Source organism: Aliisedimentitalea sp. MJ-SS2 (assembly GCF_032586155.1).
Lineage (GTDB): Bacteria > Pseudomonadota > Alphaproteobacteria > Rhodobacterales > Rhodobacteraceae > JAWHTC01.
Genome location: NZ_JAWHTC010000001.1, coordinates 142299 through 166288, shown reverse-complemented (window position 1 = coordinate 166288; position 23990 = coordinate 142299). Strand labels below are relative to the sequence as shown.

The 23990-nt window shown below is 55.8% G+C and carries 22 protein-coding genes and 1 tRNA gene; 17 read left to right on the top strand and 6 right to left on the bottom strand.

The genetic code is table 11. The features are described from left to right. The first annotated feature begins 18 nt into the window (after positions 1-18). The 4 genes from RXV86_RS00760 to RXV86_RS00745 all read left to right on the top strand — a co-directional run bounded on the left by RXV86_RS00760 (position 19) and on the right by RXV86_RS00745 (position 3217). Entirely contained in the window at positions 19-765 is a 747-nt protein-coding gene (locus RXV86_RS00760; protein WP_044049121.1) for an SDR family oxidoreductase, read from the top strand. A 12-nt stretch (positions 766-777) separates the two neighbouring features. Then, on the top strand, positions 778-1620 hold the full coding sequence (locus RXV86_RS00755) for a fumarylacetoacetate hydrolase family protein (RefSeq protein ID WP_316296890.1): 843 nt from the start codon (positions 778-780) through the stop codon (positions 1618-1620). 169 nt (positions 1621-1789) lie between these two features. Continuing rightward, complete coding sequence (locus RXV86_RS00750) at positions 1790-2518, top strand: SDR family NAD(P)-dependent oxidoreductase (protein WP_106607586.1); 729 nt, start codon at positions 1790-1792, stop codon at positions 2516-2518. A gap of 33 nt (positions 2519-2551) precedes the next feature. After that, a complete protein-coding gene (locus RXV86_RS00745; protein ID WP_106607287.1) occupies positions 2552-3217 on the top strand; it encodes an RraA family protein in 666 nt (221 codons plus the stop codon). A 215-nt stretch (positions 3218-3432) separates the two neighbouring features. On the opposite strand, the gene RXV86_RS00740 is transcribed toward RXV86_RS00745, so the two are convergent. Continuing rightward, positions 3433-4443 carry a LacI family DNA-binding transcriptional regulator gene (locus tag RXV86_RS00740; protein WP_316296889.1) on the bottom strand — a complete coding sequence of 337 codons (1011 nt, stop codon included), beginning with the start codon at positions 4441-4443 and terminating at the stop codon, positions 3433-3435. Between the two features lie 195 nt (positions 4444-4638). Here RXV86_RS00740 and dctP point away from each other — a divergent pair, with 195 nt between their 5' ends. The 11 genes from dctP (at position 4639) to RXV86_RS00685 (ending at position 17608) form a co-directional block, all read left to right on the top strand. Further along, positions 4639-5640: a TRAP transporter substrate-binding protein DctP gene (gene dctP, locus RXV86_RS00735; protein WP_316296888.1), complete on the top strand. Its 1002-nt coding sequence runs from the start codon at positions 4639-4641 to the stop codon at positions 5638-5640. A gap of 42 nt (positions 5641-5682) precedes the next feature. Beyond that, positions 5683-6309 carry a TRAP transporter small permease subunit gene (locus RXV86_RS00730; RefSeq protein ID WP_316296887.1) on the top strand — a complete coding sequence of 209 codons (627 nt, stop codon included), beginning with the start codon at positions 5683-5685 and terminating at the stop codon, positions 6307-6309. After that, entirely contained in the window at positions 6303-7595 is a 1293-nt protein-coding gene (locus RXV86_RS00725) for a TRAP transporter large permease (RefSeq protein WP_316296886.1), read from the top strand. Before RXV86_RS00730 ends, RXV86_RS00725 begins: the two co-directional genes overlap by 7 nt. Positions 7596-7740: 145 nt before the next feature. Beyond that, positions 7741-9009: an FAD-dependent oxidoreductase gene (locus RXV86_RS00720; RefSeq protein ID WP_316296885.1), complete on the top strand. Its 1269-nt coding sequence runs from the start codon at positions 7741-7743 to the stop codon at positions 9007-9009. A gap of 31 nt (positions 9010-9040) precedes the next feature. After that, positions 9041-10189 carry a mandelate racemase/muconate lactonizing enzyme family protein gene (locus RXV86_RS00715; protein WP_316296884.1) on the top strand — a complete coding sequence of 383 codons (1149 nt, stop codon included), beginning with the start codon at positions 9041-9043 and terminating at the stop codon, positions 10187-10189. Continuing rightward, positions 10186-11100 (top strand): dihydrodipicolinate synthase family protein, encoded by a 915-nt coding sequence (locus RXV86_RS00710; protein ID WP_106607277.1) that lies wholly within the window; start codon positions 10186-10188, stop codon positions 11098-11100. The genes RXV86_RS00715 and RXV86_RS00710 overlap by 4 nt, the downstream gene beginning before the upstream one ends. A gap of 120 nt (positions 11101-11220) precedes the next feature. Beyond that, complete coding sequence (locus RXV86_RS00705; RefSeq protein ID WP_316296883.1) at positions 11221-12231, top strand: Ldh family oxidoreductase; 1011 nt, start codon at positions 11221-11223, stop codon at positions 12229-12231. A gap of 320 nt (positions 12232-12551) precedes the next feature. Continuing rightward, complete coding sequence (locus RXV86_RS00700) at positions 12552-13799, top strand: sarcosine oxidase subunit beta family protein (protein WP_316298396.1); 1248 nt, start codon at positions 12552-12554, stop codon at positions 13797-13799. 11 nt (positions 13800-13810) lie between these two features. Beyond that, positions 13811-14098 (top strand): sarcosine oxidase subunit delta, encoded by a 288-nt coding sequence (locus RXV86_RS00695; protein WP_316296882.1) that lies wholly within the window; start codon positions 13811-13813, stop codon positions 14096-14098. Continuing rightward, on the top strand, positions 14095-17052 hold the full coding sequence (locus RXV86_RS00690) for a sarcosine oxidase subunit alpha family protein (protein WP_316296881.1): 2958 nt from the start codon (positions 14095-14097) through the stop codon (positions 17050-17052). Before RXV86_RS00695 ends, RXV86_RS00690 begins: the two co-directional genes overlap by 4 nt. Continuing rightward, positions 17045-17608, top strand: coding sequence for a sarcosine oxidase, gamma subunit (locus RXV86_RS00685; protein WP_316296880.1), 564 nt, complete (start codon positions 17045-17047; stop codon positions 17606-17608). Before RXV86_RS00690 ends, RXV86_RS00685 begins: the two co-directional genes overlap by 8 nt. Before the next feature lie 392 nt (positions 17609-18000). Here the strand turns inward: RXV86_RS00685 and RXV86_RS00680 are convergent, their stop codons facing one another. The 4 genes from RXV86_RS00680 to RXV86_RS00665 form a co-directional block, all read right to left on the bottom strand. Beyond that, positions 18001-18267: a hypothetical protein gene (locus RXV86_RS00680; protein ID WP_316296879.1), complete on the bottom strand. Its 267-nt coding sequence runs from the start codon at positions 18265-18267 to the stop codon at positions 18001-18003. Next, entirely contained in the window at positions 18264-18680 is a 417-nt protein-coding gene (locus RXV86_RS00675; RefSeq protein WP_316296878.1) for a hypothetical protein, read from the bottom strand. The genes RXV86_RS00680 and RXV86_RS00675 overlap by 4 nt, the downstream gene beginning before the upstream one ends. Before the next feature lie 190 nt (positions 18681-18870). Continuing rightward, positions 18871-18947 (bottom strand) — tRNA-Arg (locus RXV86_RS00670). 82 nt (positions 18948-19029) lie between these two features. After that, positions 19030-19341, bottom strand: coding sequence for an ETC complex I subunit (locus tag RXV86_RS00665; RefSeq protein WP_316296877.1), 312 nt, complete (start codon positions 19339-19341; stop codon positions 19030-19032). A gap of 409 nt (positions 19342-19750) precedes the next feature. Here RXV86_RS00665 and uvrB point away from each other — a divergent pair, with 409 nt between their 5' ends. After that, positions 19751-21949: an excinuclease ABC subunit UvrB gene (uvrB, locus tag RXV86_RS00660; protein WP_316296876.1), complete on the top strand. Its 2199-nt coding sequence runs from the start codon at positions 19751-19753 to the stop codon at positions 21947-21949. A 213-nt stretch (positions 21950-22162) separates the two neighbouring features. Here uvrB and RXV86_RS00655 read toward each other — a convergent pair whose 3' ends face one another. Then, on the bottom strand, positions 22163-22774 hold the full coding sequence (locus RXV86_RS00655; protein ID WP_316296875.1) for a hypothetical protein: 612 nt from the start codon (positions 22772-22774) through the stop codon (positions 22163-22165). Positions 22775-23205: 431 nt separating this feature from the next. Between RXV86_RS00655 and RXV86_RS00650 the strand changes: the two genes are divergently transcribed. After that, positions 23206-23871, top strand: coding sequence for an outer membrane beta-barrel protein (locus RXV86_RS00650; RefSeq protein WP_316296874.1), 666 nt, complete (start codon positions 23206-23208; stop codon positions 23869-23871). The last annotated feature ends 119 nt before the right edge of the window (positions 23872-23990 follow it).

The following is a 23990-nucleotide window of genomic DNA, read 5'->3' as shown; positions in this document are numbered from 1 at the left end:
GAAACTGGGATCAATATCATGACATATGAATTTAGCCTTGAGGGCAAGACCACCTTGATAACCGCCGCCGGGCAGGGCATCGGGCGCGCCAGCGCTGAGGCTTTCGCCAAGGCCGGTGCCTCGGTCATTGCCACCGACATCAATGAAACTGCTCTAGCCGAGCTTGAAGGGCTTGACGGCATTACAGCATGGAAACTGGATGCCACCAATCCAGAAGACATCAAGCGAGTATTGGCAGAAGCTGGTAGGCTGGACGTGTTGTTCAACTGCGCTGGATTTGTCCATGCGGGCAATATCCTGGAAAGCACCGAGGAAGACTGGGACTTTGCCTTCGACCTGAATGCCAAGGCCATGTACCGCCTGTGTAAAGCAGTTCTGCCGGGCATGCTTGAACAAGGCAAGGGTTCGATCATTAACATGTCCTCGGTGGCATCTTCATTGAAGGGCGTGCCAAATCGTTTTGTCTATTGCGCGTCCAAGGCGGCGGTTATCGGCATGACCAAAGCGATCGCTGCTGACTACGTAACCCAAGGCATCCGATGCAATGCAATTTGCCCTGGTACCGTGGATAGCCCGTCGTTGCATGACAGGTTGCGCGCAACTGGCGACTATGAGGTAGCGCACGAGCAATTCATTGCGCGCCAGCCCATGGGACGCGTTGGCGCAGCAGACGAAATTGCAGCGCTTGCAGTTTACCTAGCCTCGGATGCCAGCGGATTTACCACGGGCCAAGCCCATATCATCGACGGCGGCTGGGCCCTCTAAACGGAGACTATCATGAAACTTTTACGTTACGGCCCGAAAGGGCAGGAAAAACCCGGGATCGTTGACGCCGAAGGCGTTGTGCGCGATCTGTCCGGCTTGGTGTATGACATTGCTGGTGACGTTCTGACGGATCAAGGCCTGGCCGGCATTGCCGAAGCTGACCTGTCGTCGCTGCCTGCCGTTGAAGTCGACCGATATGGTCCATGCGTCGGCGGTGTGGGCAAGTTCGTCTGTATTGGACTCAACTACTCAGACCATGCCGAGGAGAGCGGGCTTGAGGTGCCGCCGGAGCCGGTGATCTTTGCAAAGGCGACCTCGGCAATTTGCGGTCCCAACGACACGGTTGAAATCCCCCGTGGCTCGAAGGCCACCGACTGGGAAGTTGAACTGGGAGTGGTGATCGGCAAAGAGGCAAAATACATCGATGAGGCAGACGCTCTCGACCATGTTGCGGGCTACTGCGTGATCAACGACATTTCCGAACGTGATTTCCAGAACAAGCGCGCGGGTCAATGGACTAAGGGCAAATCAGCCGACACCTTCGGGCCTATTGGACCTTGGCTGGTGACCCGCGACGAGGTTTCTGACCCGCAGAATCTGCCGATGTATCTGGAAGTGAACGGAGAGCGCCGCCAGGACGGAAGCACGAACACAATGGTGTTCGGGGTGGCTCACATCGTCTCTTACCTGTCACAGTTCATGAGCCTGCAGCCAGGCGACATCATCTCCACCGGCACACCTCCGGGTGTGGGCATGGGGATCAAGCCTGAGCCCGTATACCTTAAGGCGGGCGACAAGATGGAACTCGGCATCGAAGGCCTGGGCGTGCAGCGCCAGGACGTTGTGCAGTGCTGACCTTCTCCCCGGCGCCAGGCCGTTCACCCCATTGGCGCTGTTCCTGGGCCAGCTATATTGGTTGCCCGGTCCATCTTTTCCCGAGGCCTACATCCATATCGGTCTCAAAAGGCAAGCCCAGTGAATGAAGGCTGCCTGTAGCCGTGATTTTCATCAGGAGGACAAAGTGATGGAAAACCAAGTTGCAATCGTAACCGGCGGTGCGCAGGGAATAGGCCTGGCTGCGGCTCGGCTTCTGATCGAAAAAGGTGCGAAGGTCGTCAGCTGGGACATTGATGCAAGCAACGGGGACGCAATGGCTGCTCTGGGCGGCAATGCTTTCGCGGTGGACTGCGATATCACCGATCTGTCTTCGGTGGAAGCGGCCTACAAGCGTACTTGCGAGGCAGCGGGAATTCCTTCGATTTTGATCAACAGTGCTGGGATCGCAGGTCCCAACGAACCGCTGGACACCTACGATCCCGAAGCTTGGCGCAAGATCATCGACATTAACCTGAACGGCACATTCTATGTGAACCGCGTCTGCGTTCCTGGAATGCGAGAGCAAGGCTATGGACGCATCCTGAATGTCGCGTCCATCGCAGGCAAAGACGGCAATCCTAATGCTTCCGCCTATTCGGCTTCCAAGGCCGCGGTGATCGGCTTGACTAAGTCCTTGGGCAAGGAACTGGCTGGCTACGATATTGCAGTAAACTGCGTGACGCCGGCTGCGGCCCGGACCCGGATTTTCGACCAGATGAGCCAGGAGCACATTGACTATATGCTTTCCAAAATCCCTCGTGGCCGGTTCCTGGAAGTCGAAGAGGCCGCGAAGATGATCGTTTGGGCGGTTTCACCTGAAAACTCCTTCACCACTGGAGCTGTATTCGATCTGTCTGGCGGCCGGGCCACCTACTAACTCTTGTAAATTAAGTCACTTGGAGGAAAACCCATGACAGATAATGACAAAAAAGCCGCTCTCACCGAACGCCTTGCAAAATGCTACAGCGGTGCAGTTTATGACGCCCTGCGCGAGAGAGGGATAGACAATACTGTTCTGCCCAAAGACATCCGGCCGATTGACGATACTCATGTTCTTGCTGGTCCCGTTTTCACAATTTCAGGAACACCAAAACCTGGGATTAGTGCTGATGATGCTCTGCTGGCTTGGACGGGTTTCCTTTCAACAGCGCCGTCTGGCCATGTCGTAGTTTGCAATGGCCACACTGACGACATCGCGATGATGGGGGAACTGTCTGCCGAGACGCTCCAGATGCGCGGTGTGCGCGGATATGTGACCAATGGCGGGTGTCGGGACAGCAATTTCATTCGTAACATCGGTTTCCCCGTTTTCCATCGCTTCTACACCGCCCGCGATGTGGTGGGCGCATGGTCGGTCGACAAAATGGAAGTCCCTGTGCAGATCGGTGACGTTGTCGTTAAGCCCGGGGATTTTCTGATTGCCGACATTGATGGGGCCATCCTTATCCCAGGTGAAATCGCAGAAGAGATCGTGGTTGAGGTCGAGGAAGTGATGAACACCGAGAACAAGGTCCGCTCGGCTATCCGTAGCGGGACGGATCCGAAAGAAGCCTACTTGACCTACGGGCGTTTCTGAGCGGTCATACTGGCGTAACGGCACTTGGAGATACGAATATGCATATCGGTTTGCCTGACCAGGGCTGTTTTGTTCTGCGGGTCTGGAATCCAGCAGTTTCAGGCCCTTCGGTTTCACCCGCCCGATACGCAGGTATTGGGCACGCTTCCGCCCGTGCCATGGCGGTCGAACGCTCAGCACTTGGTCGAAATCAATCCGATAGAACGCGACATACTTTAACGATGTGAGCTAACGCTATCAGTCAGGATCAATTCTGTCGGGACGAGAGTGAGTTTAGTTGGCGCTGTCGGATCCGAGATACGGCTTAGCAGATGTTGAATGACAACTCTCCCCATCTCTTGCAGATCAATGCTTGTCGTACTCAGCGGCGGATTGGTGTGTTGCAACTCATCGATCCCCTCGTTCGCGATCAACGAGAAATCTACTCCGATTTTTTTTCCCAACCTCTGCAAACCGGCTTTCAGTCCAAGGGTGACGATAGCATTATATCCGATGGCAGCAGTCGGCGGATCTTCGACATCCAGAATTCTCGCCGCTGCTTCGTATCCCTGAGCACGAACAGGGCGGCATTCGAAAACAAGCGCACGATCAAACTCTTGCCCCGCTTCGTCAAATGCTTGCCTGATGCCTTTCATGCGACGGTTAAATGGGGAAATATTGACTGTGCCGCCAACAGCGGCAATGCGTCTGTGACCAAGGTTAAGCAGATGTTTTGCCGCCGTGTAACCCGCAAGTGTCTCATCAGCGACGACTGAATCGATGGGATAGCCACTGATCTCTCGCGAGACACACACTATTGGGGGGCTGAATTTCTTCATCTCTTCCAGGTCGGTCGCCTGAGTTCCAATCGCAGGAACCAGGACGATGCCATCTGCATTGTACTCAGACATTTTCCTGATGAATTCGGATTGTCTCTCCACTTTTTCATCCGTATTGCACAGGAAGACCGTTTTTCCTACTTTGGCAAGTTCACCTTCAATCGCTCCCAGAATCTCGCTGAAGGACGGGTCGGACACGTTGTTAAGCACGATACCCACCGTGTCGGTCTTTGACTTCCTCAATCCTGCCGCGGAACGCTGATAGACATAGCCAGATTCGCGCAGCGCTTCTTTGACCCTGGCGCGCGTCTGGTCCGAGATTCGGCTGTTTTCCTTCATCGCCAAAGAAACAGTTGCAGTGGAAAGTCCTAACTGTTTTGCGATTTGACTAAGGGTCGGCTTCTGCATTCTTATTATTTTTCCTATGGTTATGGTTGCCTAGGGTAGTAATTTCCAACGTTCTTTCGGGCAAGTTGCCCATGAGAAGTCAGAGTTAATCGATTTAATTTGATTTGTAAAAGTTAATCGATTAACTTTGCGTGACTCCCATGCAGAACTACCCAAGCATTCGGAGCCAAACGAAATCACAACAGGGATACGAACATGAAACTCGGAAAATATGCATTCGGCATAATCTCGGGTCTGGCGTTGTCAGGCCTACTTGCAACAACAGCCCTCGCCGACACGGTCAGGCTGAAATTGGCCGGGACCTATCCAGTCAACCACTTCGGCCATGAGATTGTCGAAAACATGATCAAAGAGATTGAAGACGCAGACGTAGGCGTGAAAATCTCCTATTTCCCGGCCTCACAGTTGGGATCCGGCGAAGAACTGATCGAGGATGCCATTCGCGGCAATATCGACCTTGTACAAGCGTTCATCTACGCTCAGGCCGATCCTCGGCTGGAAGTCATGAACCTGCCAGGGTTGGTGACGACTTTTGACGAATTGAAAGCGGTCTACGGCAACCCGGACTCCAAGTTTAACCAGATCCTGGCCGGGATCATGGACGACCTGGGGCTGGTCTATCTTGCCAATACCGGCGAAGGGTTGGTCGGTATTGTCGCGAACGAAAAACCTACCGATTATGCCGGTTTCGGTGATAAGGGCGTGAACATCCGCGTCTGGAGTTCAGAGGTCGCCAAAAAGACCACCGAAAGCCTCGGGTATCGGACGACAACGATGAACTGGGCGGAGGTTCTGCCAGCGCTTCAATCTGGCGTCATCGACGGAGCGATCTGCTGTACGCCGGAATGGGCCTATTCGACCTTCGCGGCCGCCGGCGTGGGGAAATACTTTATTCCCGTGAACACGGCTATCGAAGCGTCATCATTCTATGCCAGTGGCAAGTCCTGGGAGAAGTTGAACCAGGAACAGCGCGACGTTATCCGGGCTGCCGCCGAGAGAGCCGCCAACGTTGCGATCAACACATCCTGGGGCCGCAATCAAGGCTTCGTCGAAAAGCTGAAGGAAGCTGGCTGGGAAATTCTTGAGTACAGCCCTGAAGAGCGCGCTGCGATGGTTGCCCACATCCAGGAAAACGTCTGGCCGGAACTGGCGGACGTGGTTGGGCAGGACCTTATCGACGAGCTGACCGCCAAGTAACCAAGATTTTCTTTGGTTGCTCATTAATTGGGGATGCCGTGATTGTCTGGCATCCCCCTCTTAACGGGGAGTGAACTTTCGATGGTACTATTTGAAGATGCATTGCCACCCGGTCTGAGCCGGTTCGTTCGGCTGATGGTTCGGATAAAGTCAGTCCTGGTCGCGGTCGCGCTTCCGATACTGCCGATAACGTTCTTCTTTGTCGTGTTGTTCCGGTACATTCTGGAACGCGATCTTTTTGCCTACGAAGAATGGCTCATGCCGATCTGCTTCTGGGTCTTCTTTCTGGGCAGTGCGCTTGGCACTTACTACGACAAGCAGATCAACGCTGATCTTCTTGATACAGTCACCGAAAATTCAACACTGCTGTGGCTTCGCAAGCTCGTGATCCAGATCATCGAGCTGTCCATAACGCTGGTACTTGTTTACTGGGCCTGGCTGATGATTGCGGATGAGATCGCGGCATATCCTGGATGGAAAACCACCATCGCCCTGAAGATTCCGTTTATTGTTCCACGCTTTGGAATTTTCGTGGGGTTCGTGTTTATGGCGTTCTACAGCGCCTTGTCGATCTTCCTGATGCTGCGAGTGGGCCCCGATCGATATGCCGAGGCCATGGAGAATGCGCGACGGGCAGAGCCCGATGAAGAGGAGGTTGTGACATGGTAATCCTCATCGCCATAATCCTTATCTGCGTCCTGCTGGCAATCGGCGTCTCGGTTCCATTGGCCTTTGGCGGTGTGCTGATCCTTCTGGCCTATACCGGAGGGTACGATGTCTCTGGGTTCTTCGCGACGGGCCACTGGAAGATGAATTCAGTTATCCTGCTGGCCATTCCTCTTTTCATCATGGCTGGCGATATTATGCAGCGGGGCAAAATTGCAAAGCCGATTGTCGAGATTGCAGAGCTTATGTTCGGCCATCTCCGCGGCGGGCTAACTGCTGCCTCGGTCGTGGCCAGTGCGATGTTCGGCGCAATCTCGGGCAGCGGTGCCGCCACATTGACCTGCATCGGCTCGATCATCATGCCGCATCTGCGCAAGGCACGGTATCCCGCAGGCATTTCCGGCGCATTGGTAATCAGTGCGAGTCCTCTAGGCCTATTGATTCCGCCAAGCGGCGCACAGTTGCTCTATGCTTGGGTCGGTCAGTTGAACGTTCTTGAGTGTTTCCTCGCAACGGTCGTACCAGGACTGATCCTTATGACCCTGTTGATCATCGTGAATTTCGTGATCCTTCGGAAGGATACCGAGATTCTGGTTACCGAAGTTCCGGAACGTTTCTTCCGTGCACTTGCTGGTAAGACAGCCATCGCAACACCGGCGATCCTGATGCCACTGATCATTCTGGGCGGCATTTATGGTGGCATCATGACGCCCACCGAAGCCGCTGGCGTCGCCGTAATTTATGCCATTCCGGTGGGCTTCTTCGTCTACCGCGGCCTGACACTCAAAACCTTCTATGAAAGTTTGAAACACTCGGCGATCACGATCGGCGTGGTCATGGTCATGATCTTCACAGTCTTAATCGCCAGTCGCTTCCTGATTTTCGAAGATATTCCCGGTCTCGCCGAGGATCTGATCTATTCCATTTCAGATAACCCAATAATGATTTTCCTGATGCTCAATCTGGTCATGCTTCTGATTGGTATGCTGATGGACGATATCAGCGGAATCATCCTGAGCGCATCGCTTCTGCTACCCATCGCTGTTGGAGCTGGAATGGATCCAATCCACTTTGCCGCAGTTCTTGGTGTTAATCTTGGCATGGGCAACATCACGCCGCCAACGGCACCGCTTCTGTATCTCGGATCGCAAGTGACAGACGTGCCGGTCCGACAACTGATCTGGCCGACACTGATTTTCATCGTGTTTGCTTGGCTGCCAACTTTGCTGATCACCACGTTTATCCCTGGGATCGCTCTGTGGTTGCCGAACATGTTCTTCGGCTCCTAGCGCCGCGAAAACACCAGCCAGAATAGAAAGAAGTTGGTATGCAAAACTCTGTTCCTTCAAACCGGGCGACGGTCGTCGTTGCTGAAATTCTGGCTCCGAAAGCCAATTTTGACTTCGCGGCCCACGCTCATATCACGGACAAGCCGTGAAAGCGGACGCGCTCATAATCGGCGGTGGGCTGATTGGCATCACAACGGCCCACCGATTGGCCAAACGCGGCTGCTCGGTCGCGTTGGTGGAGGCCAACGAAGATGTCGGTCTCGGTGCCAACTTTGCAAACGGTGCGATGCTGGTGCCTTCACAGACCATGCCATGGAATTCGCCAGGGATATTACCCACGCTTTTGAGGTCAATCGTGACACAAAATTCCGCACTGCGGATCAAGCCGAAAGCTATCCCGTCCCTGTTCAAATGGGGCCTGCACTTTCTGAAGAACTCAAAGCCGTATCTGCACGAACTCCATACGCGCCGGTTGCTCGAACTGGCGCTCTTCTCCATGGATATCTTTGAGGAATACTACAAAGGATACGCAGACCAATTCGAAGCCAAAAAATGTGGCACCATCAAAATCTACCGCGACCAACCAGGTCTGGAAGCCCAGATCAGATCCAATCGTCACCTCAGTGAGGTTGGGCTAGATTGGGAGGCACTAACGCCTGATCAAACTGTTGAGGCTGAGCCGCACCTTCAAGCGCTGGCCCCGCAGCTGGCAGGCGGAATTCGTTTTTCCGCTGATGTGGTGGCGGACTCGCGAAAATTCTGTCAAATCCTCCGCGATGACCTCGTCGCTTCTGGTCAGATAATACATGTTAGTTGCCAAGCCAATGAACTGCTGATGTCAGGCGACAGGGTCATCGGCGCGCGTACAACAATCGGAGATATTCGGGCGAAGAATACCATTCTGGCCCTTGGGGCCAATACAAGAAAATTGGCTGCAAACGACGCAAGATCAATCTTGGTGCGCCCCGTCAAAGGGTACTCGGTCACATACGATACAACCGGCGTCAACGACCTGCCTTCGTATCCCGTTATCGACGAAGGGATGCATGTTGGGATTGTTCCAATTAATGGCAAATTGCGCGCAGTTGGAATTGCCGAATTCGCCGGGCATGACGACACTCTAAGCCCCAAAATAATCCGGCAACTCGATCGCCTGACCAAATCCGTTTACCCCAACCTTGCGCAGACGCTTGACGGCTGCAAGCGAGAGCCGTGGACTGGATTCCGCCCGATGAGTGCTGACGGTCTGCCCTATATCGGCGAAACATCCAGCAAGGGGCTTTGGGTCAATACCGGGCACGGCCATCTGGGTTGGACCCTCGCCACCGGGTCGGCAGAGTTGCTTGCTGATCTCATCATGGGCAAGCCCACACCCTTGGACGCATCCAGCTATGCAGTAACTCGATCACACTAGACCGAAGATAAACCTACTGGAAGACAAGATCATGAAAATAAAAGATATTCGCTTCACGCCGCTCTTTTCCAAGTTCAAGACACCCTATGTCTGGGCCATGGGCAAGAATCTTGGTCAAACAACAATCCTGGTTGAGATCGAAACGGATGCGGGTGTCGTCGGCTACGGCGAAACCGCCCCGACGATGACGTCACCAGAGGCGATCCAGACGCTCTTACTAACCGCCAAAACGGTCCTGCTGGGGCAGCCCATCACTCAAATCATCAATTTGATGAAGCAGCTCTTTACGCAAAATTTTGGACATCACTACGCCAGCCAATCTCATCCAAGAATAGGCAATATTGCGTTTGCGGGTGTTGAATTGGCCCTTTGGGATGCACTTGGCAAATCGGTGGGCCTGCCAGTTCATGCCCTGTTGGGTGGGAAGATCCATGACACGGTGAGTTTCATGGGGTTTGTCCAGGGAGACAGTACGGAAGAGGTTGCTGCACATGCCGGTCAGTTGGCGCAGGACGGCTTTGAAGTGATTTACCTCAAGGCCGGATACACCAACGAGAAAGATATGGCCAATGTCGAAGCTGTTAGAAAGGCAATTGGCAACAAGCGACTTCGCATCGACCCGAATGAGGCCTGGGACTTGATGGAGGCCCAGGTGATGATCAATAAGCTCGCCAAGTATGATCTCGAGATGGTTGAACAGCCAGTCTCGGCGATTGCCGGCGTTCCGGCATTGAAGGCATTGAAGCAATCCTGCTCAGTCCCAATTGCTGCCGACCAGTCCGTGTTCACACTAGAGGAGGCTCACTCGATGTGCTCCAGCGGTGCGGCAAGCCTGCTGACTGTGGGTCTGCACGAAACTGGAGGTATTCTTGGGTTCCGCCGCGTCGCTGCGATAGCTCAGGTGTTCGACATCAACGTGTGTATTCACGGTGTTTGGGAGACCGGAATTACCACCTGCGCCTCGATACAAGCTGCGTCGGGTGTTCCTAATTTGGATGATGGCAATCAGATCATGTGGCAACTCCTGCAAGAGGACATCGTCGAAAGCCCGGATCTGGCGCCAAATGTCGGGAAAATTCCGGTCATGTCCGCCCCTGGTCTTGGATTTACCCTGAACGAGGACGCCGTTGGTCGGGCCGCAGAAGCCTACGACAAGAAGAATGGTTTGGAGGTAACATGATAGCATTGCAAGACAATTCATCTGCGGTCGTATCGCCCGGCATTTATCCAATGCTCTATGCGTTCTTTGACGATCGCGGTGTATTGCGCCAGGATCCGTTTCGGCGTCAGGTGGATGCGGCTTTGGGCACCCAGGCTGCCGGAGTTGCGATTCTGGGGCTGGGTACGGAGGTCTCGAAGCTGACATTCGATGAGCGCATCGAGGTCCTTGAAGTCGTCGCGGAGCGCATTGAAGGACGCAAACCGCTCTTGGCGACCGTCTATGGCGATACGATCACCGAGCAGATTGAGTTTTCGAAGCGAGCAATTCAAAGCGGCGTGTCGGCACTGATGCTCCAGCCTCCCTCGCAGAAAATGGACGATGCAAAGCTGGCGGGCTTTTTCTCCGAGATTATCTCGGCGGTCGATTGCCCGGTTGGGATTCAGAACGCGCCGGAGTTCCTTGGCTTCGGACTAAGTAACCAGAGCTTGATCGCGCTTGCGAATGACCACGAAAATTTCACCATCGCGAAACTGGAATGCAACGCCGTCAATCTTGAGTCTGTCGCGTCAGAGCTCGGGGATAGCGTGATGCTTTTCAATGGTCGGTGCGGACTGGAATTACCTGACAACCTGCGCGCGGGTGCCAGTGGGCTGATCCCGGCGATTGATACGGTAGATAAGACCAGCGAAATTTTCGCTGAATTCACTGCTGGGACCGAAGAGCGGGCCGATAAGCTATATGCCGATCTATTGCCGGTTCTCTGCTTTATCATGCAGGGAATTCCACATTTCCTGACCTATGGAAAGATGCTGGCCGCAGCGCGTTTGGGAATTGAGCTTGGCGGCAGCCGAGAACCCTCATTGCCAGCGACTGATTTCGGCGCAGCATGCATCCGCCGGTTCTCGAAACACTTGGGACCGTTGAATTGAGATATTCCGCAACATCACCCGCCATAAACAATGGCCCAGACACCAAAAGAAGAAAGTCATGAATAATACTGCGCTACAAAATTCGATTTCGTTCCGTGCCCGGCTGAGGAGGCTTTTCTAATGACCGTCGTAAACCTATCGCTGAGTGAGATACATGATCTCGCACTAGAAGCATTCACCCAAAATGGATGCGACCCTCAAAACGCCGGGGCCCTGACCCGGACGGTTGTTGCTGCTGAGCGAGACGGGTCTCATTCCCACGGCTTGTTCAGGGTGCCCGGATATGTGGCATCCCTACGTAGTGGGAAGGTCAACGGCGCCGCCGATCCGCAGATTTCCAACAAATCACCTGTAATTGTTAACGCGAATGGCGACGATGGGTATGCCCCCTTGGCAATCGAGCGAGGTATTCCAGCGCTGGCGAAAGCAGCGAGTGAGTTCGGTATCGCAGTAATGACTCTTACCCACACGCATCATTTTGCTGCCCTTTGGCCAGAAGTTGAGGCATTGGCCGAACAAAATTTGGCAGGGATGGCTTGTGTAAGTTATATGCCAAATGTCGCACCACATGGTTCAAACAAGCCTTTATTTGGTACCAATCCGCTCGCTTTTGCCTGGCCACGGAAAAACAAACCACCATTTGTATTCGACATGGCAACCTCCGCAATGGCAGGCGGCGATGTTGCAATTGCCGCAAGAGATGGCCATTCGGTCCCCCTTGGAACCGGATTGGATGAGAATGGCAATGAAACCACCGATCCGGCAGCAATCTTGAAAGGCGTTTTGCTTCCCTTCGGAGGGCACAAGGGTTCTGCTATTGCAACGATGGTTGAACTCTTGGCGGCTGGTGCGACCGGTGAACGGTTTAGCTATGAAGCGCAAGATGCCGACAACGGTGATGGTGGCCCTCCCCGTGGGGGAGAGTTTTTCCTGGCATTTTCGCCATCACTACTGGCCGGTGAAGGTTGGGAGGGCCATTGCGAGGAGTTTTTCGACAAATACGAGGCAATTCCGGGATCTCGTCTGCCGGGCGCAAGGCGCCACAACAACCGCAATGATACAACCAACCGTGCCATAGATGCGAAACTTGTCGCCACCATTCAAGAGCTTTGTAGTCGTCCCGATTCGTGAATCAGGCACAAGATCGCCATTTGGTTGCCTGAGTTGCCTTTTGGAGGGTGTCGCGTTTGATCGCGTTCACCCGCCCGATACGCAAGTATCGGGCACGCGTCCGCCCACCCGGGCGAACGCCCAGCACTGTAAGCGATACTTGAACTGCGACTCCTATTGGCGTTGAAGGTGATTGACGAATTGAAAGTTAATCGATTAACTTATGAGCATTAAGCGTTCCAGAACATGGGATTCGGCATTGCCCACATCAGCGTTGAAACTGGCCGGTTCCACGAACTGGGTGCCAAATGGGCACCCGTGCCATAAAGGAAAAGAATGCCATGAGGTACTCAGGGCTAAGAGTCATCAGAGAGGCCTTGAATGGCCAAAGAGGTTGGAAGCCTGCTTGGCGCAATCCGGAACCCAAGCCCAATTACGACATCATTGTCATTGGCGGCGGAGGCCACGGGTTGGCCACTGCACATTACCTGGTGACGAAATATGGTGAGAAAAGCATCGCAGTGGTCGAGAAAGGCTGGATTGGGTCCGGCAATGCTGGGCGTAACACGACAATTGTGCGTGGTGACTACACTTTGCCTCCAAATACCCGCTTCTATGATCACAGTGTTGGCCTGTGGGAAAAGATGGAGCGGGAGTTGAACTTCAATGTCATGCACTCACAGCGTGGCTTGCTGTTCCTGCACCACAACGACTCAGAGAGGGACGACCACTATCGCAAAACCAACATCATGCGGATGCAAGGCACAGATGGCGAGATTTTGGGGCCTGAGAAGCTGCGCAAGATGTACCCCTCGATGAATTTCGACGGACGTTTCCCTATCACGGGTGCCTATCTTCACCGGCGCGGTGGCACCGCCCGCCATGACGCAGTGGTCTGGGGATATGCGCGGTCGGCCGACAGGCGCGGAGTAGATATCCTTCAAAATTGCGAAGTGACGGGGTTCCGGATTGAGCAAGGTAAGGTCCTGGGGATTGAGACAACCCGCGGGTTCATCGGCGCAAAGAAGGTTGGTGTCTCGGTAGCTGGAAATACCAGCCGAGTGATGGACATGGCAGGCATTCGCACCCCAATCGAAAGCCATGTTCTTCAGGCTTTCGTGTCTGAAGGGCTGAAGCCCATCATTCCCGGCCAAGTCAATTATGGCGCAGGTCACTTCTATATTTCGCAGTCGGACAAAGGCGGCCTGGTTATGGGAGGCGACCTGGATCAGTACAATTCCTGCGCGCAGCGGGGCAACCTGCCGGTCTTTGAATCGGTGATTGAAGCCGCTGTGACCTTGTTCCCAATGCTGTCGCGCGCTCGTCTTTTGCGGGCATGGGGTGGTTTGCAGGATATGTCCATGGATGGCCATGCGGTGATCGACGAAACGCCGATCAAGGGTCTCTATTTGAACGGCGGCTGGTGCTACGGCGGATTCAAAGCAACTCCCGCAGCCGGCGAATGCTTTGCTCATCTTCTAAGCACCGAACAGCCGCATGAACTTGCCAAGCCCTATCGTCTTGACCGGTTCCGGACCGGTTACCTGCTTGATGAAAAGGGCCAAGGCCCGAACCCGAACCGGCAGTAAGGAGCGGTCAAATGATTATCAATCACCCTCTTTTGGGGCCGCGTGACCGGCAGGAATTCACCTATCTCGGTGATGCTTGCCTGATTGACCGTCCCGGCTGGCAGGCCGGGGACGCGATGGATCAGTTTTTCGAATACGTCTACCTGCGTGATGATCCAGCCGGGGAGCACCGCGAGCTTTGGTATCACGAGCATGGCGACCGCTCGTGGTTAGTCGTAACACGCAACACGGTGACGCATGAAATCACTAATGTCGAACTGGCCAGCGATGTGGCCCGCAAGCAGGGGCGCAGCAAATGACCCAATCCAACCGTTTGAATGGCGGCCTGATCAACCGCGGAAAGCCACTGAACTTTAATTTCGATGGGCGTGCCTATCAGGGGTATGAGGGCGACACGCTTGCGTCTGCCCTGATGGCCAATGGCGTGCGTTTCCTGGGTCGATCGTTCAAGTATCACCGTCCGCGTGGTATCTTCACCGCTGGTTCCGAGGAGCCAAACGCGCTGGTCGAATTGCGCAGTGGAGCCCGGCAGGAACCAAACACACGCGCTACAGTAGCGGAGCTGTACGAAGGGCTGGTTGCTTGCTCACAGAACTACAAGGGCAGCTTACGTTACGACCTGCTTGCCCTGAACGATTTGTTCTCGGATATTCTGAGCGCCGGTTTCTATTACAAGACGTTCATGTGGCCGGCGGCTTTCTGGGAGAAAGTCTATGAACCCATCATCCGCTCAGCTGCAGGCCTTGGTCGCCTGTCTGGGGAAGATGACCCGGATGAATATGAAAAGGGCTTTCTCCATTGCGATCTGCTGGTGATTGGGGGTGGGCCCGCTGGCCTGATGGCATCACTAACCGCGGGCCGTGCAGGCGCAAACGTCATCCTCGCGGATGAAGATTGCCGTTTTGGCGGGCGCCTGAACGTCGAACAGGAAGATGTCGGCGGAAAGCCTGCGGTCGAATGGGTTGAGCAGGCTGTGGCCGAGCTAACCGCGATGGACAATGTGCGCCTGATGCCGCGAAGCACGGCGATGGGGGCCTTTGACCACGGGATTTACGGTGTGGTCGAGCGGGTGCAGGACCATCTGCACACCCCTGTGGAAGGCAAGCCGCGGCAGACATTGTGGCGGGTATATTCCAAGCGCGCGATCCTTTGTGCCGGGGCAACCGAGCGTCCAATTGTTTTCCCGGACAACGACCGTCCGGGGGTGATGCTGGCAGGATCGATGCGGGCCTATGCCAACCGCTGGGCTGCGACGCCCGCGCGGATGGTGGCGGTCTTCACCAACAATGATGATGGCCATCGCACTGCGGTAGACCTGATGGCAAAAGGTGTTGATGTCACAGTTATCGTCGATGCCCGGCTGGATGCGCCGACACTGACGGGTGTGCGACTGATCAGTGGCGCGCATGTTATCGGCACCAAGGGGCGGCATGGCCTGAGCAGCATCCGGGTCCGTCAAGCGGATGGCCGCGAGGAAACGCTAGCCTGTGGCGCCCTGGGTGTGTCTGGCGGCTGGAATCCCAACGTCCACCTGACCTGCCACCAGGGCGGCCGGCCTGTCTGGAATGAGAGTATTGCAGCTTTCGTTCCCGACCAGAACATCCCAGTTGGCATGTCGGTGGCGGGGGCGGCCAAAGGCCTGTTTTCGACTGAAGACGCATTGCGCAGCGGGGCGGAAGAAGCCGTGGCTGCACTGGAAAGCCTGGGTATCGCCGCCAGCGCATTGAAGCTGCCGCGCGCCGTTAACAGCGCCTATAACCTCCAGCCACTTTACCATGTGCCCCATGGCAAGGGCCGGGCTTGGCTGGACCTGCAGAACGACGTGACCGTCAAGGACGTTAAGCTGGCACATCAGGAGAACTACCGATCGGTCGAGCATCTCAAACGCTACACTACTCTCGGCATGGGCACTGACCAGGGCAAGACCGCTAACGTCAATGCTTTGGCAATAATGGCCGAGCTGACCGGCAAATCGATCCCCGAAACGGGAACGACAATTTTCCGGCCGCCCTATACACCGGTTGCACTGGGCACAATCGGCGGGCGTACGGTGGGCAAACACTTCCACCCGACGCGCGAAACCCCGACTGACAAATGGGCCAGGGAACACAATGCGCCCTTTGACACTGCTGGCGACTGGATGCGGGCGCGTTGGTTTCCGCAGCCGGGCGAGACCCATTGGCGCCAGTCCGCTGACCGAGAGGCCTGTAACGTGCGCAAGAATGTGGGCATCTGCGATGTGACCACACTGGGAAAAATCGACGTTCAGGGCGCGGATGCCGCGTCATTCCTGAACAGGGTCTATGCCAATGGATTTGCCAAGCTGGCAGTGGGTAAGGTGCGCTATGGCATCATGCTGCGCGAAGATGGCGCCTGTTACGATGACGGCACCGCTGCACGATTGGCGGAAGAACACTTCGTCATCACGACCACAACAGCCAATGCCGGGGCGGTTCTGAGAAACATGGAATTTGCCCGTCAATGCTTGTGGCCGGACATGGACGTACAGCTGATCTCGACCACAGAGGCTTGGGCGCAGTATGCCATCGCTGGACCGAAATCGCGCGAACTGCTGCAGAGGATTGTGGATTCCGAGTTTGATATCTCAAACGAGGCATTCCCGTTCATGGCCTGCGATTCCGTGACGCTGTGCGGCGGCCTGAGGGCACGCCTGTTTCGGATCTCATTCTCGGGCGAGCTGGCCTACGAGCTGGCTGTTCCCACCCGTTATGGTGATGCGCTGTGGCGCCGAATGCTAGAGTTGGGGCAAGATCTTGGAGTAGCTCCCTATGGTCTTGAGGCGCTCGACATCATGCGCATTGAGAAAGGCCACCCGACGGGTCGCGAACTCGACGGCAGGGCCACCGCACTGATGCTGGGTATGGGGCGCATGGTATCCCGCAAAAAAGACAGCATCGGCAGTACACTGGACCAGCGGGAGGGGCTGACTGATCCCAATGGATTGCGCCTTGTCGGCCTGAAGCCCGTGAACCAAAGCGAAGTGATAACCGCCGGTTCCCAGTTGGTGAATGAAACTGCGCCTGTTCAGATCGACAGCGAACAGGGGCATGTGACATCAGCCTGTATCTCGCCGCATCTGGGGCACTCCATCGGAATGGCCTATCTCAAAGGCGGTGATCAGCGCATGGGCGAGATTATCCGCGTGGTCGATCCCGTGCGGGGAACCGATGTAAAGGTTCAGGTCATTTCCACTCACTTTTTTGACCCCGAAGGAGGGCGCTTGCGTGCTTAATCTTCAAACTATCACGCCGCTTTGGGGCGAAACTCCGCGTGTCGACCGGTTCAATGGGCTAACAATCACTGAGGTTCCGAACCAGGCGCTTGCCTCGCTTGCCCTGCGCAAGGGGCGCGAGGACGAAGGCCGAAAAGCTGCCGAAGCAATGCTGGGTTTTGCTTTACCTGAGGTGGGGAGGCATGCCGCAGCGGGCTCATACGCGGCAAGCTGGTTCGCACAGGACCAGTGGCTGATCTCGGCGGAGACCTCAGAGCATGAACTCATGTCCTACCAACTCGTTGATGCAGTGGCCGGACTGGCGTCGGTGACAGAGCAAACAGATGGTTGGTGCCGTTTTGACCTGGAGGGGATGTGCCGGGGCGTGTTCGAGCGTTTGAGCGGAGTAAACTTGGCTGCTATGGAGGCTGGGAGTGCTACGCGTGCTCTTCTGGAGCATCTCAGCTGTATGGTCATCTGCTTTGAAACTGCCAGCCACTACTCGGTTCTTGGCCCTCGCTCTTACGCGCGCTCTCTGCACCATGCTTTGGAGACTGCCGCCCGTTCGGCCCTTTGAAATATCGACCTACTTTCTGAACTAACCTGCCGCTACTGCGACCGCGGCGGTGCTACGTACAGGACACTTCCGATGACAACTGCCTGATCTTTTGGCCCTAGGTACTATCGGTTAGGGGTAACCACGCAGTTGTCCAGTTTCGATTCCGTCCGCGACTAGTGAATTCGACGTTTGATTCTCGCTGCAGCCTGTATGAATGACCGTTGCTTCCGCTGCATAGCGGCACCGAACTTCTTGCTCACGTGGCATTCCTGACGCTGCGAGCGCAAGCAGCGAGAAAATCCAAGGAACAGGTTGGGCTCGAAACAGCCGTTCGCCACACCGTTAACGAATGTCTGCAATGGGCCGTTTCGCATCACCCTGCAGGTAGGGCGGCAGACGGTGTAGATATTCTAATCTGCCAACTCGTACCACGAGCTTTCAGCTTGATCGATCAATTCCAACAATCTGGCCAACAACCCTTCATCGTCAGGATAACCTTCGAAGTGCCTTTCGAGTGAGCCACACGGATCCTCTTTGAATTCCTCCCAATCCACCCCCACTCCTTTCAAATCGAACCTCCATCTTTCGGCAAGTTCTTTATCGGTCAACTTACTGAAGTACGAGCGATCCACCACATTTGCCTTCTCCATCTTTGCCAGCCGCTCCCGCAATCTCATCTTCCCATCTCCAATGCTTGGATGCGCATCTCGAATTCAGTCACTTCCAAAGTGCGCCGGTACTGCTCGATCAGACTCATCACGGTTGATGCCTCGATCGGAGTAAGGTCTCCATCAGAGACAGCCTGAAGAACCGCTTGAGCGGCCTCTGCGGCGTCCTGAGCGCATTCCATGGGGGGAAGCTCAAATTGCACCGCCGTGTCCTTCCGTCGCGGCGCTATGCGCTCCAGACATAGACGCAGCGCAACGGTATCGCCTTCCAAGGCCAAGTCGATGGCCTTACGGGTCAAACTTTCAGCTTCGCCTTGAAGCAGGCCCTCCACGGCTTTTGTGGCGGTGTTACGTGCACCACGTGGTTTGCCTGGGTTGCCACGAGCAAATTTGCCGTTTTCGTCTGTGTACGTATTCGCCACGTATTTACGCGCCTCCCTTCAATCGATGGCTTCAGGCATGCCGGAGAGAACTAAGCTTTGTGGCTCACACCTTCAGGCGCCATCTCAAGTCTACGAAGCGCATCCTAACACTTTTTCGCAAAACGCACAAAAAAACGCACAAGATTCCCCTCTATGCTGCATTAGAGTTCTAATAAGACTTTGATTTAAATGGCGATCCCTGAAGGACTCGAACCCTCAACCTGCTGATTAGAAGTCAGCTGCTCTATCCAGTTGAGCTAAGGGACCGCTGCCCCCTATTTGCGACCTTGTGGACCGCTTGGCAAGGGGAGTTCGGACAGGCTGTTGTGGCTGTCGCTGCCAGGGGCGCTTAGTGCGTCCAAGGCTCGCGCCGGTTGGTGGCGAAGTTGTCGCCATAGCCACCGGGGCGGATATTGTACTTGCGGGAATGGGGCTCGCTCACCACCGTGTCGATACCGTGCTCTTCGGCATAGTCCAGCGCCGCCTCTTTTGACGGGAACTTCAGCCGCACTTGCGCCTGCGTATCATCCGACGAGGTCCAACCCATCAGCGGATCAATCTCGCGCGATTGGTCGGCGACATATTCCAGCACCCAGGATTTCGACTTGGCTGTGCCAGAGGACATGGCGGTTTTGGCCGGGCGATAGATCCGTGCGGGCATGGGCGTGGCTCCTTGCTTGAGACGCCCTTGGTTTAACCTCAAGCGGTGCTGGGCGGCAAGGCCGAAATCGGCGGGATAGAGCCGGGTTTTGCGGAAAATCAGCGATCAGGCGTTGGTTGTCCCCACACCACAGGGAGCGAGGGGTGGGTGTGTTGCAGCGCGGGGACAACCAAGCTTGCTGCTTGCCTGTTTTTTGTAACAATGCCCCTAGGTCAATCGCAACAATTATTAATTTACCATGTGGTCAAGTTTACGAATGTTGCGCCAAGGAGGGGTAAGTCCGCGAAACAGCCCTCCCTTGTCGATCCTGTCGGCGTCCTTCTGACACCTCCTGTCACCATCCCCGCGCCGCCCCCTTGAACCTGTCCGCCAAAAGAACAAATATGGAACCTCAGGTGAAGGATTCTCCATGCCCCACGTCCATTCCGACAAGTCTCAGCCGATGATGCACGCCCAGGCCGCCGACGTGAAAACCCGGCAAAAGCTCGAGGGGGGCAAGCGCTTTGTCATGCACAGCGATTTCGAACCCGCGGGTGACCAGCCCACCGCGATTGTCGAACTGACCGAGGCCATCAACGAAGGCGAGCGCAATCAGGTGCTTCTGGGCGCGACCGGCACCGGCAAGACCTTCACCATGGCCAAGGTGATCGAGGAAACCCAACGCCCCGCCATCATCCTGGCCCCCAACAAGACGCTCGCGGCGCAGCTTTACGGTGAAATGAAAGGCTTCTTTCCAGAAAACTCGGTCGAGTATTTCGTCAGCTTTTATGACTATTACCAGCCCGAGGCTTACGTCGCCCGCTCGGACACCTATATCGAGAAGGAATCGCAGATCAACGAACAGATCGACCGCATGCGGCACTCGGCCACGCGCGCCCTTCTGGAACGTGATGACGTGATCATCGTCGCTTCGGTGTCCTGCATCTACGGCATCGGCTCTGTCGAGACTTACGGCGCCATGACCCAGGATCTGAAGGTCGGCGGCCTGTATGATCAGCGCGCCGTGATCACCGATCTCGTCGCCCAGCAATACCGCCGCAATGACCAGGCCTTCCAGCGTGGCAGCTTCCGTGTACGCGGCGACAGCCTGGAGATCTTCCCCGCTCACCTCGAAGACCGTGCCTGGCGCCTGTCCTTCTTTGGGGAAGAACTCGAATCCATCGTCGAATTCGACCCCCTGACGGGCGAAAAGACCGATACGATGGAGCAGATCCGGGTCTACGCCAATTCCCACTACGTGACCCCAAAACCGACGATGCAGCAGGCCATCCAAAGCATCAAACTCGAGCTGAAACAGCGCCTCTCCCAGCTGGTCGATGACGGCAAACTGCTCGAGGCCCAGCGGTTGGAGCAGCGCACCAATTTCGATCTGGAAATGCTCGAAGCCACCGGCGTCTGCAACGGGATCGAGAACTATTCGCGCTATCTCACCGGCCGCGCGCCCGGCGAGCCGCCCCCCACCCTGTTTGAATTCATCCCCGACAACGCCATCGTGTTTGCCGACGAGAGCCACGTATCGGTGCCGCAAATCGGCGGCATGTACAAGGGCGACTACCGGCGCAAGTTCACGCTCGCCGAACATGGATTCCGCCTGCCGTCCTGCATGGACAACCGCCCGCTCAAATTCGAGGAATGGGATGCCATGCGGCCGCAATCGGTTTTCGTCTCGGCCACCCCGGCGGCGTGGGAGCTGGACCAATCCGGCGGTGTCTTCACTGAACAGGTGATCCGCCCAACGGGCCTGCTCGATCCCGAGGTGGAAATCCGCCCCGTTGAAACACAGGTCGACGATCTGCTCGATGAAATCCGCATCGTCTCCGCCCGCGGCATGCGCATCCTTGTCACCACCCTGACCAAGCGCATGGCCGAGGACCTGACCGAATACCTTCACGAACAGGGCATCCGCGTCCGTTACATGCATTCCGACATCGACACGCTGGAACGCATCGAAATCCTGCGCGATCTGCGGCTTGGCGCCTTCGACGTTCTGATCGGCATCAACCTTTTGCGCGAAGGGCTCGACATCCCCGAATGCGGGCTGGTCGCCATTCTTGATGCGGATAAAGAGGGCTTCCTGCGTTCCGAAACCTCGCTGATCCAGACGATCGGCCGCGCCGCGCGGAACGCCGATGGCCGGGTGATCATGTATGCCGACCGTATCACCGGCAGCATGGAGCGCGCATTGAATGAAACCAACCGCCGCCGCGCCCGCCAGATCACCTACAATACGGAACACGGCATCACGCCGGAAACGGTTAAGAAAAACGTCGAGGATGTGTTGGCCGGCCTCTACCAGGGCGACGTGGACATGTCCCGCGTCACCGCCAAGATCGACAAACCCTTGCACGGCGCCAATCTCGAGGCTGTTCTCGATGGCCTGCGCGCCGACATGCGCAAGGCCGCCGAGAACCTCGAATTCGAAGAGGCCGCCCGGTTGCGCGACGAGGTCAAACGGCTGGAAGCGGTCGATCTGGCCATCGCCGACGATCCGCTGGCGCGGCAATATGCGGTCGAGAAGGCCTCGGAGGCGGCTGTTGGGTCCCGGGGGCGCTCAACGGCTGGCCGGGCTGGGCAGCGTGGCGGGAATGTGAAGCGGCGGGGGCGGTGAGGTTATTTCAACCAAGCAGGAATAGATGACTTTACTGTGAAAAAATGCTCAATTTCGTTCCGTTCTTTCTCTGTCACACTTGGCAACAAACGTGACTCGAAAGCCTCCTTCAGTCGCATGGTTGAGTCTCGAACCACGGGATGTATTTTTCTAGCCACTTCAAAAACGAAATTTTTCTCAAAAACAATGTTTTGATCCCCGTTCGCGGCAAGCTCAGGGACTTTCTGCGCGTCTGGAAGTGTCAATGTGCCACCAGTGTGAACAATCGAATGCCTTAACTGCCAAAGTACGCGCAAGCGTTGGCTGTCGTTGGTTGAAAAAAACTGCTTTTTGAAACCAAACGCGTAAAAAAAACTCATTCACGCGTTCCGGGGCGTGCCATCCGTTCATACAATCGGCCAAAATAAGACCTACTGAACTTGCTCCACCACTTCGATGTGCAGCGAGTCTAAGGTGGTCAATTTCAATATTGGTTTCCTTAGCGAGCCGTTTGAAGAACGCTGACACTTCGAATTTTTCTAAGAAGACCGTGCGATCAAAAACACCTGCAAATAAATACCTTTGATAGGTTTCAAAATGACCCATTATTGCAGGTAGCATAGCAATTACTATGTGCTCCAAGCTATCTTGAGATGCCTTGGAGTACTCGCCATCGCTTTTCTTCTTCGGGAAATGCCGGGCACAAAGATCAACCGCATCCTTTGCCTCTATACAATATCGAAGGAATGCAGACGCGGGGCAATCTATGTATTGATCGTGGTCGACTTGAGCTTCACCGCCGCCAACAAGGTATTCTTCAAATTCCTTGACTTTTCTACCTGCCAAGCCCGCTCCCCCTAGACAAAAATGAATTGCGCCCGCCGCATTCAGCAATAAGTTGAGTATTCTTTGCTTGAAAAATGGGGAAACGCAAGCTTGTCTGCAATTGAGCTTGGTTTACTCCCAAGCTCCAACCCTTTCAAAGGCGCCACACTCTCCCTGACTCCCCAATGCCCAAATCACAGATTTGGGCACGCGCCCGTCCCGCCCCCATGGGCGGGCGCGTTCCGCTCCCACCCCGGGCCGGGCGCGGCGTTTGTGGCTGACGGTGCGCCAGAAACCGTCCGTAGGGTGGGGTTTCACCCCACCATCACCCTCCCGATTTGACCCACCTCAGAGCCATTCAAGCTAAACCCGAGTATACTATGCCCGTATGTAACGAGTCGCCTCCCGGGCTCGGACGCCCACGGGGCATCCTACAGATATGGAGGAACGACATGCGCAATTTGAAATCACTTCTCATTACAACAACCGCAATCCTCGCACTTCCGGTTGCCGTCGCGGCCCAGGATTGGAGCGGGCTCTATGGCGGTATCACCCTTGGCTATGGCCTGGGCGATGCCAATCACAGCTTCTCGAACCTCGCACCTTCCGGCAATTCCAGCCCGGATGGCATTCTGATCGGCGGGTTCATGGGCTATGCCGTGCAGAACGGCAACACCGTCTGGGGCGGCGAGATCGACCTTGAAATGTCGAGCCTGGAAGGCAGTTTCGTCAACACCACCGGCGCCACGTCGCAAGGCGTGGTCCAGGGCAACTGGCAAGGCTCGTTGCGCGGTGTTCTCGGTTATGCCGGGGCATTGGGCAACAAACCGACGCTCTACTATGCCACCGCTGGCTGGGCCGTCGGCGATTTTGACTTCCTGGGCGGCCCGTCCGTACCGGTTCCGCCGGGTGGCGGTTACAACGAACGGCTGAACGGCTGGACTGCCGGCTTCGGCATGGACATGGAACTCGCGCCCAACACCGTGATGCGCGCCGAATACCGCTATACCGATTTCGGCACTGCAAACGGGGCGCTGGCACCGACCTTCCCGGGCGTCACCATGCCGGTTGACGTCACCCAGCACGCGCTGCGGGTTGGTATCCGCTTCAACTTCTAGGCCATCGCGCCAAGGCGAAAAGCCATTCCGCTGGGCCATCGTGCGCGTCCTCGTTGTTCGGGGACGCGCTGTTTTCGATCATCGCCCCAGATCAAATGTGCCGAGATCCGCCGCGCTCT

Coding starts and splice junctions, on each gene's coding strand:
- RXV86_RS00760 (WP_044049121.1), top strand. CDS start 19: ATGACATATGAATTTAGCCTTGAGGGCAAGACCACCTTGATAACCGCC.
- RXV86_RS00755 (WP_316296890.1), top strand. CDS start 778: ATGAAACTTTTACGTTACGGCCCGAAAGGGCAGGAAAAACCCGGGATC.
- RXV86_RS00750 (WP_106607586.1), top strand. CDS start 1,790: ATGGAAAACCAAGTTGCAATCGTAACCGGCGGTGCGCAGGGAATAGGC.
- RXV86_RS00745 (WP_106607287.1), top strand. CDS start 2,552: ATGACAGATAATGACAAAAAAGCCGCTCTCACCGAACGCCTTGCAAAA.
- RXV86_RS00740 (WP_316296889.1), bottom strand. CDS start 4,443: ATGCAGAAGCCGACCCTTAGTCAAATCGCAAAACAGTTAGGACTTTCC.
- dctP (WP_316296888.1), top strand. CDS start 4,639: ATGAAACTCGGAAAATATGCATTCGGCATAATCTCGGGTCTGGCGTTG.
- RXV86_RS00725 (WP_316296886.1), top strand. CDS start 6,303: ATGGTAATCCTCATCGCCATAATCCTTATCTGCGTCCTGCTGGCAATC.
- RXV86_RS00715 (WP_316296884.1), top strand. CDS start 9,041: ATGAAAATAAAAGATATTCGCTTCACGCCGCTCTTTTCCAAGTTCAAG.
- RXV86_RS00710 (WP_106607277.1), top strand. CDS start 10,186: ATGATAGCATTGCAAGACAATTCATCTGCGGTCGTATCGCCCGGCATT.
- RXV86_RS00705 (WP_316296883.1), top strand. CDS start 11,221: ATGACCGTCGTAAACCTATCGCTGAGTGAGATACATGATCTCGCACTA.
- RXV86_RS00700 (WP_316298396.1), top strand. CDS start 12,552: ATGAGGTACTCAGGGCTAAGAGTCATCAGAGAGGCCTTGAATGGCCAA.
- RXV86_RS00695 (WP_316296882.1), top strand. CDS start 13,811: ATGATTATCAATCACCCTCTTTTGGGGCCGCGTGACCGGCAGGAATTC.
- RXV86_RS00690 (WP_316296881.1), top strand. CDS start 14,095: ATGACCCAATCCAACCGTTTGAATGGCGGCCTGATCAACCGCGGAAAG.
- RXV86_RS00680 (WP_316296879.1), bottom strand. CDS start 18,267: ATGAGATTGCGGGAGCGGCTGGCAAAGATGGAGAAGGCAAATGTGGTG.
- RXV86_RS00665 (WP_316296877.1), bottom strand. CDS start 19,341: ATGCCCGCACGGATCTATCGCCCGGCCAAAACCGCCATGTCCTCTGGC.
- uvrB (WP_316296876.1), top strand. CDS start 19,751: ATGCCCCACGTCCATTCCGACAAGTCTCAGCCGATGATGCACGCCCAG.
- RXV86_RS00650 (WP_316296874.1), top strand. CDS start 23,206: ATGCGCAATTTGAAATCACTTCTCATTACAACAACCGCAATCCTCGCA.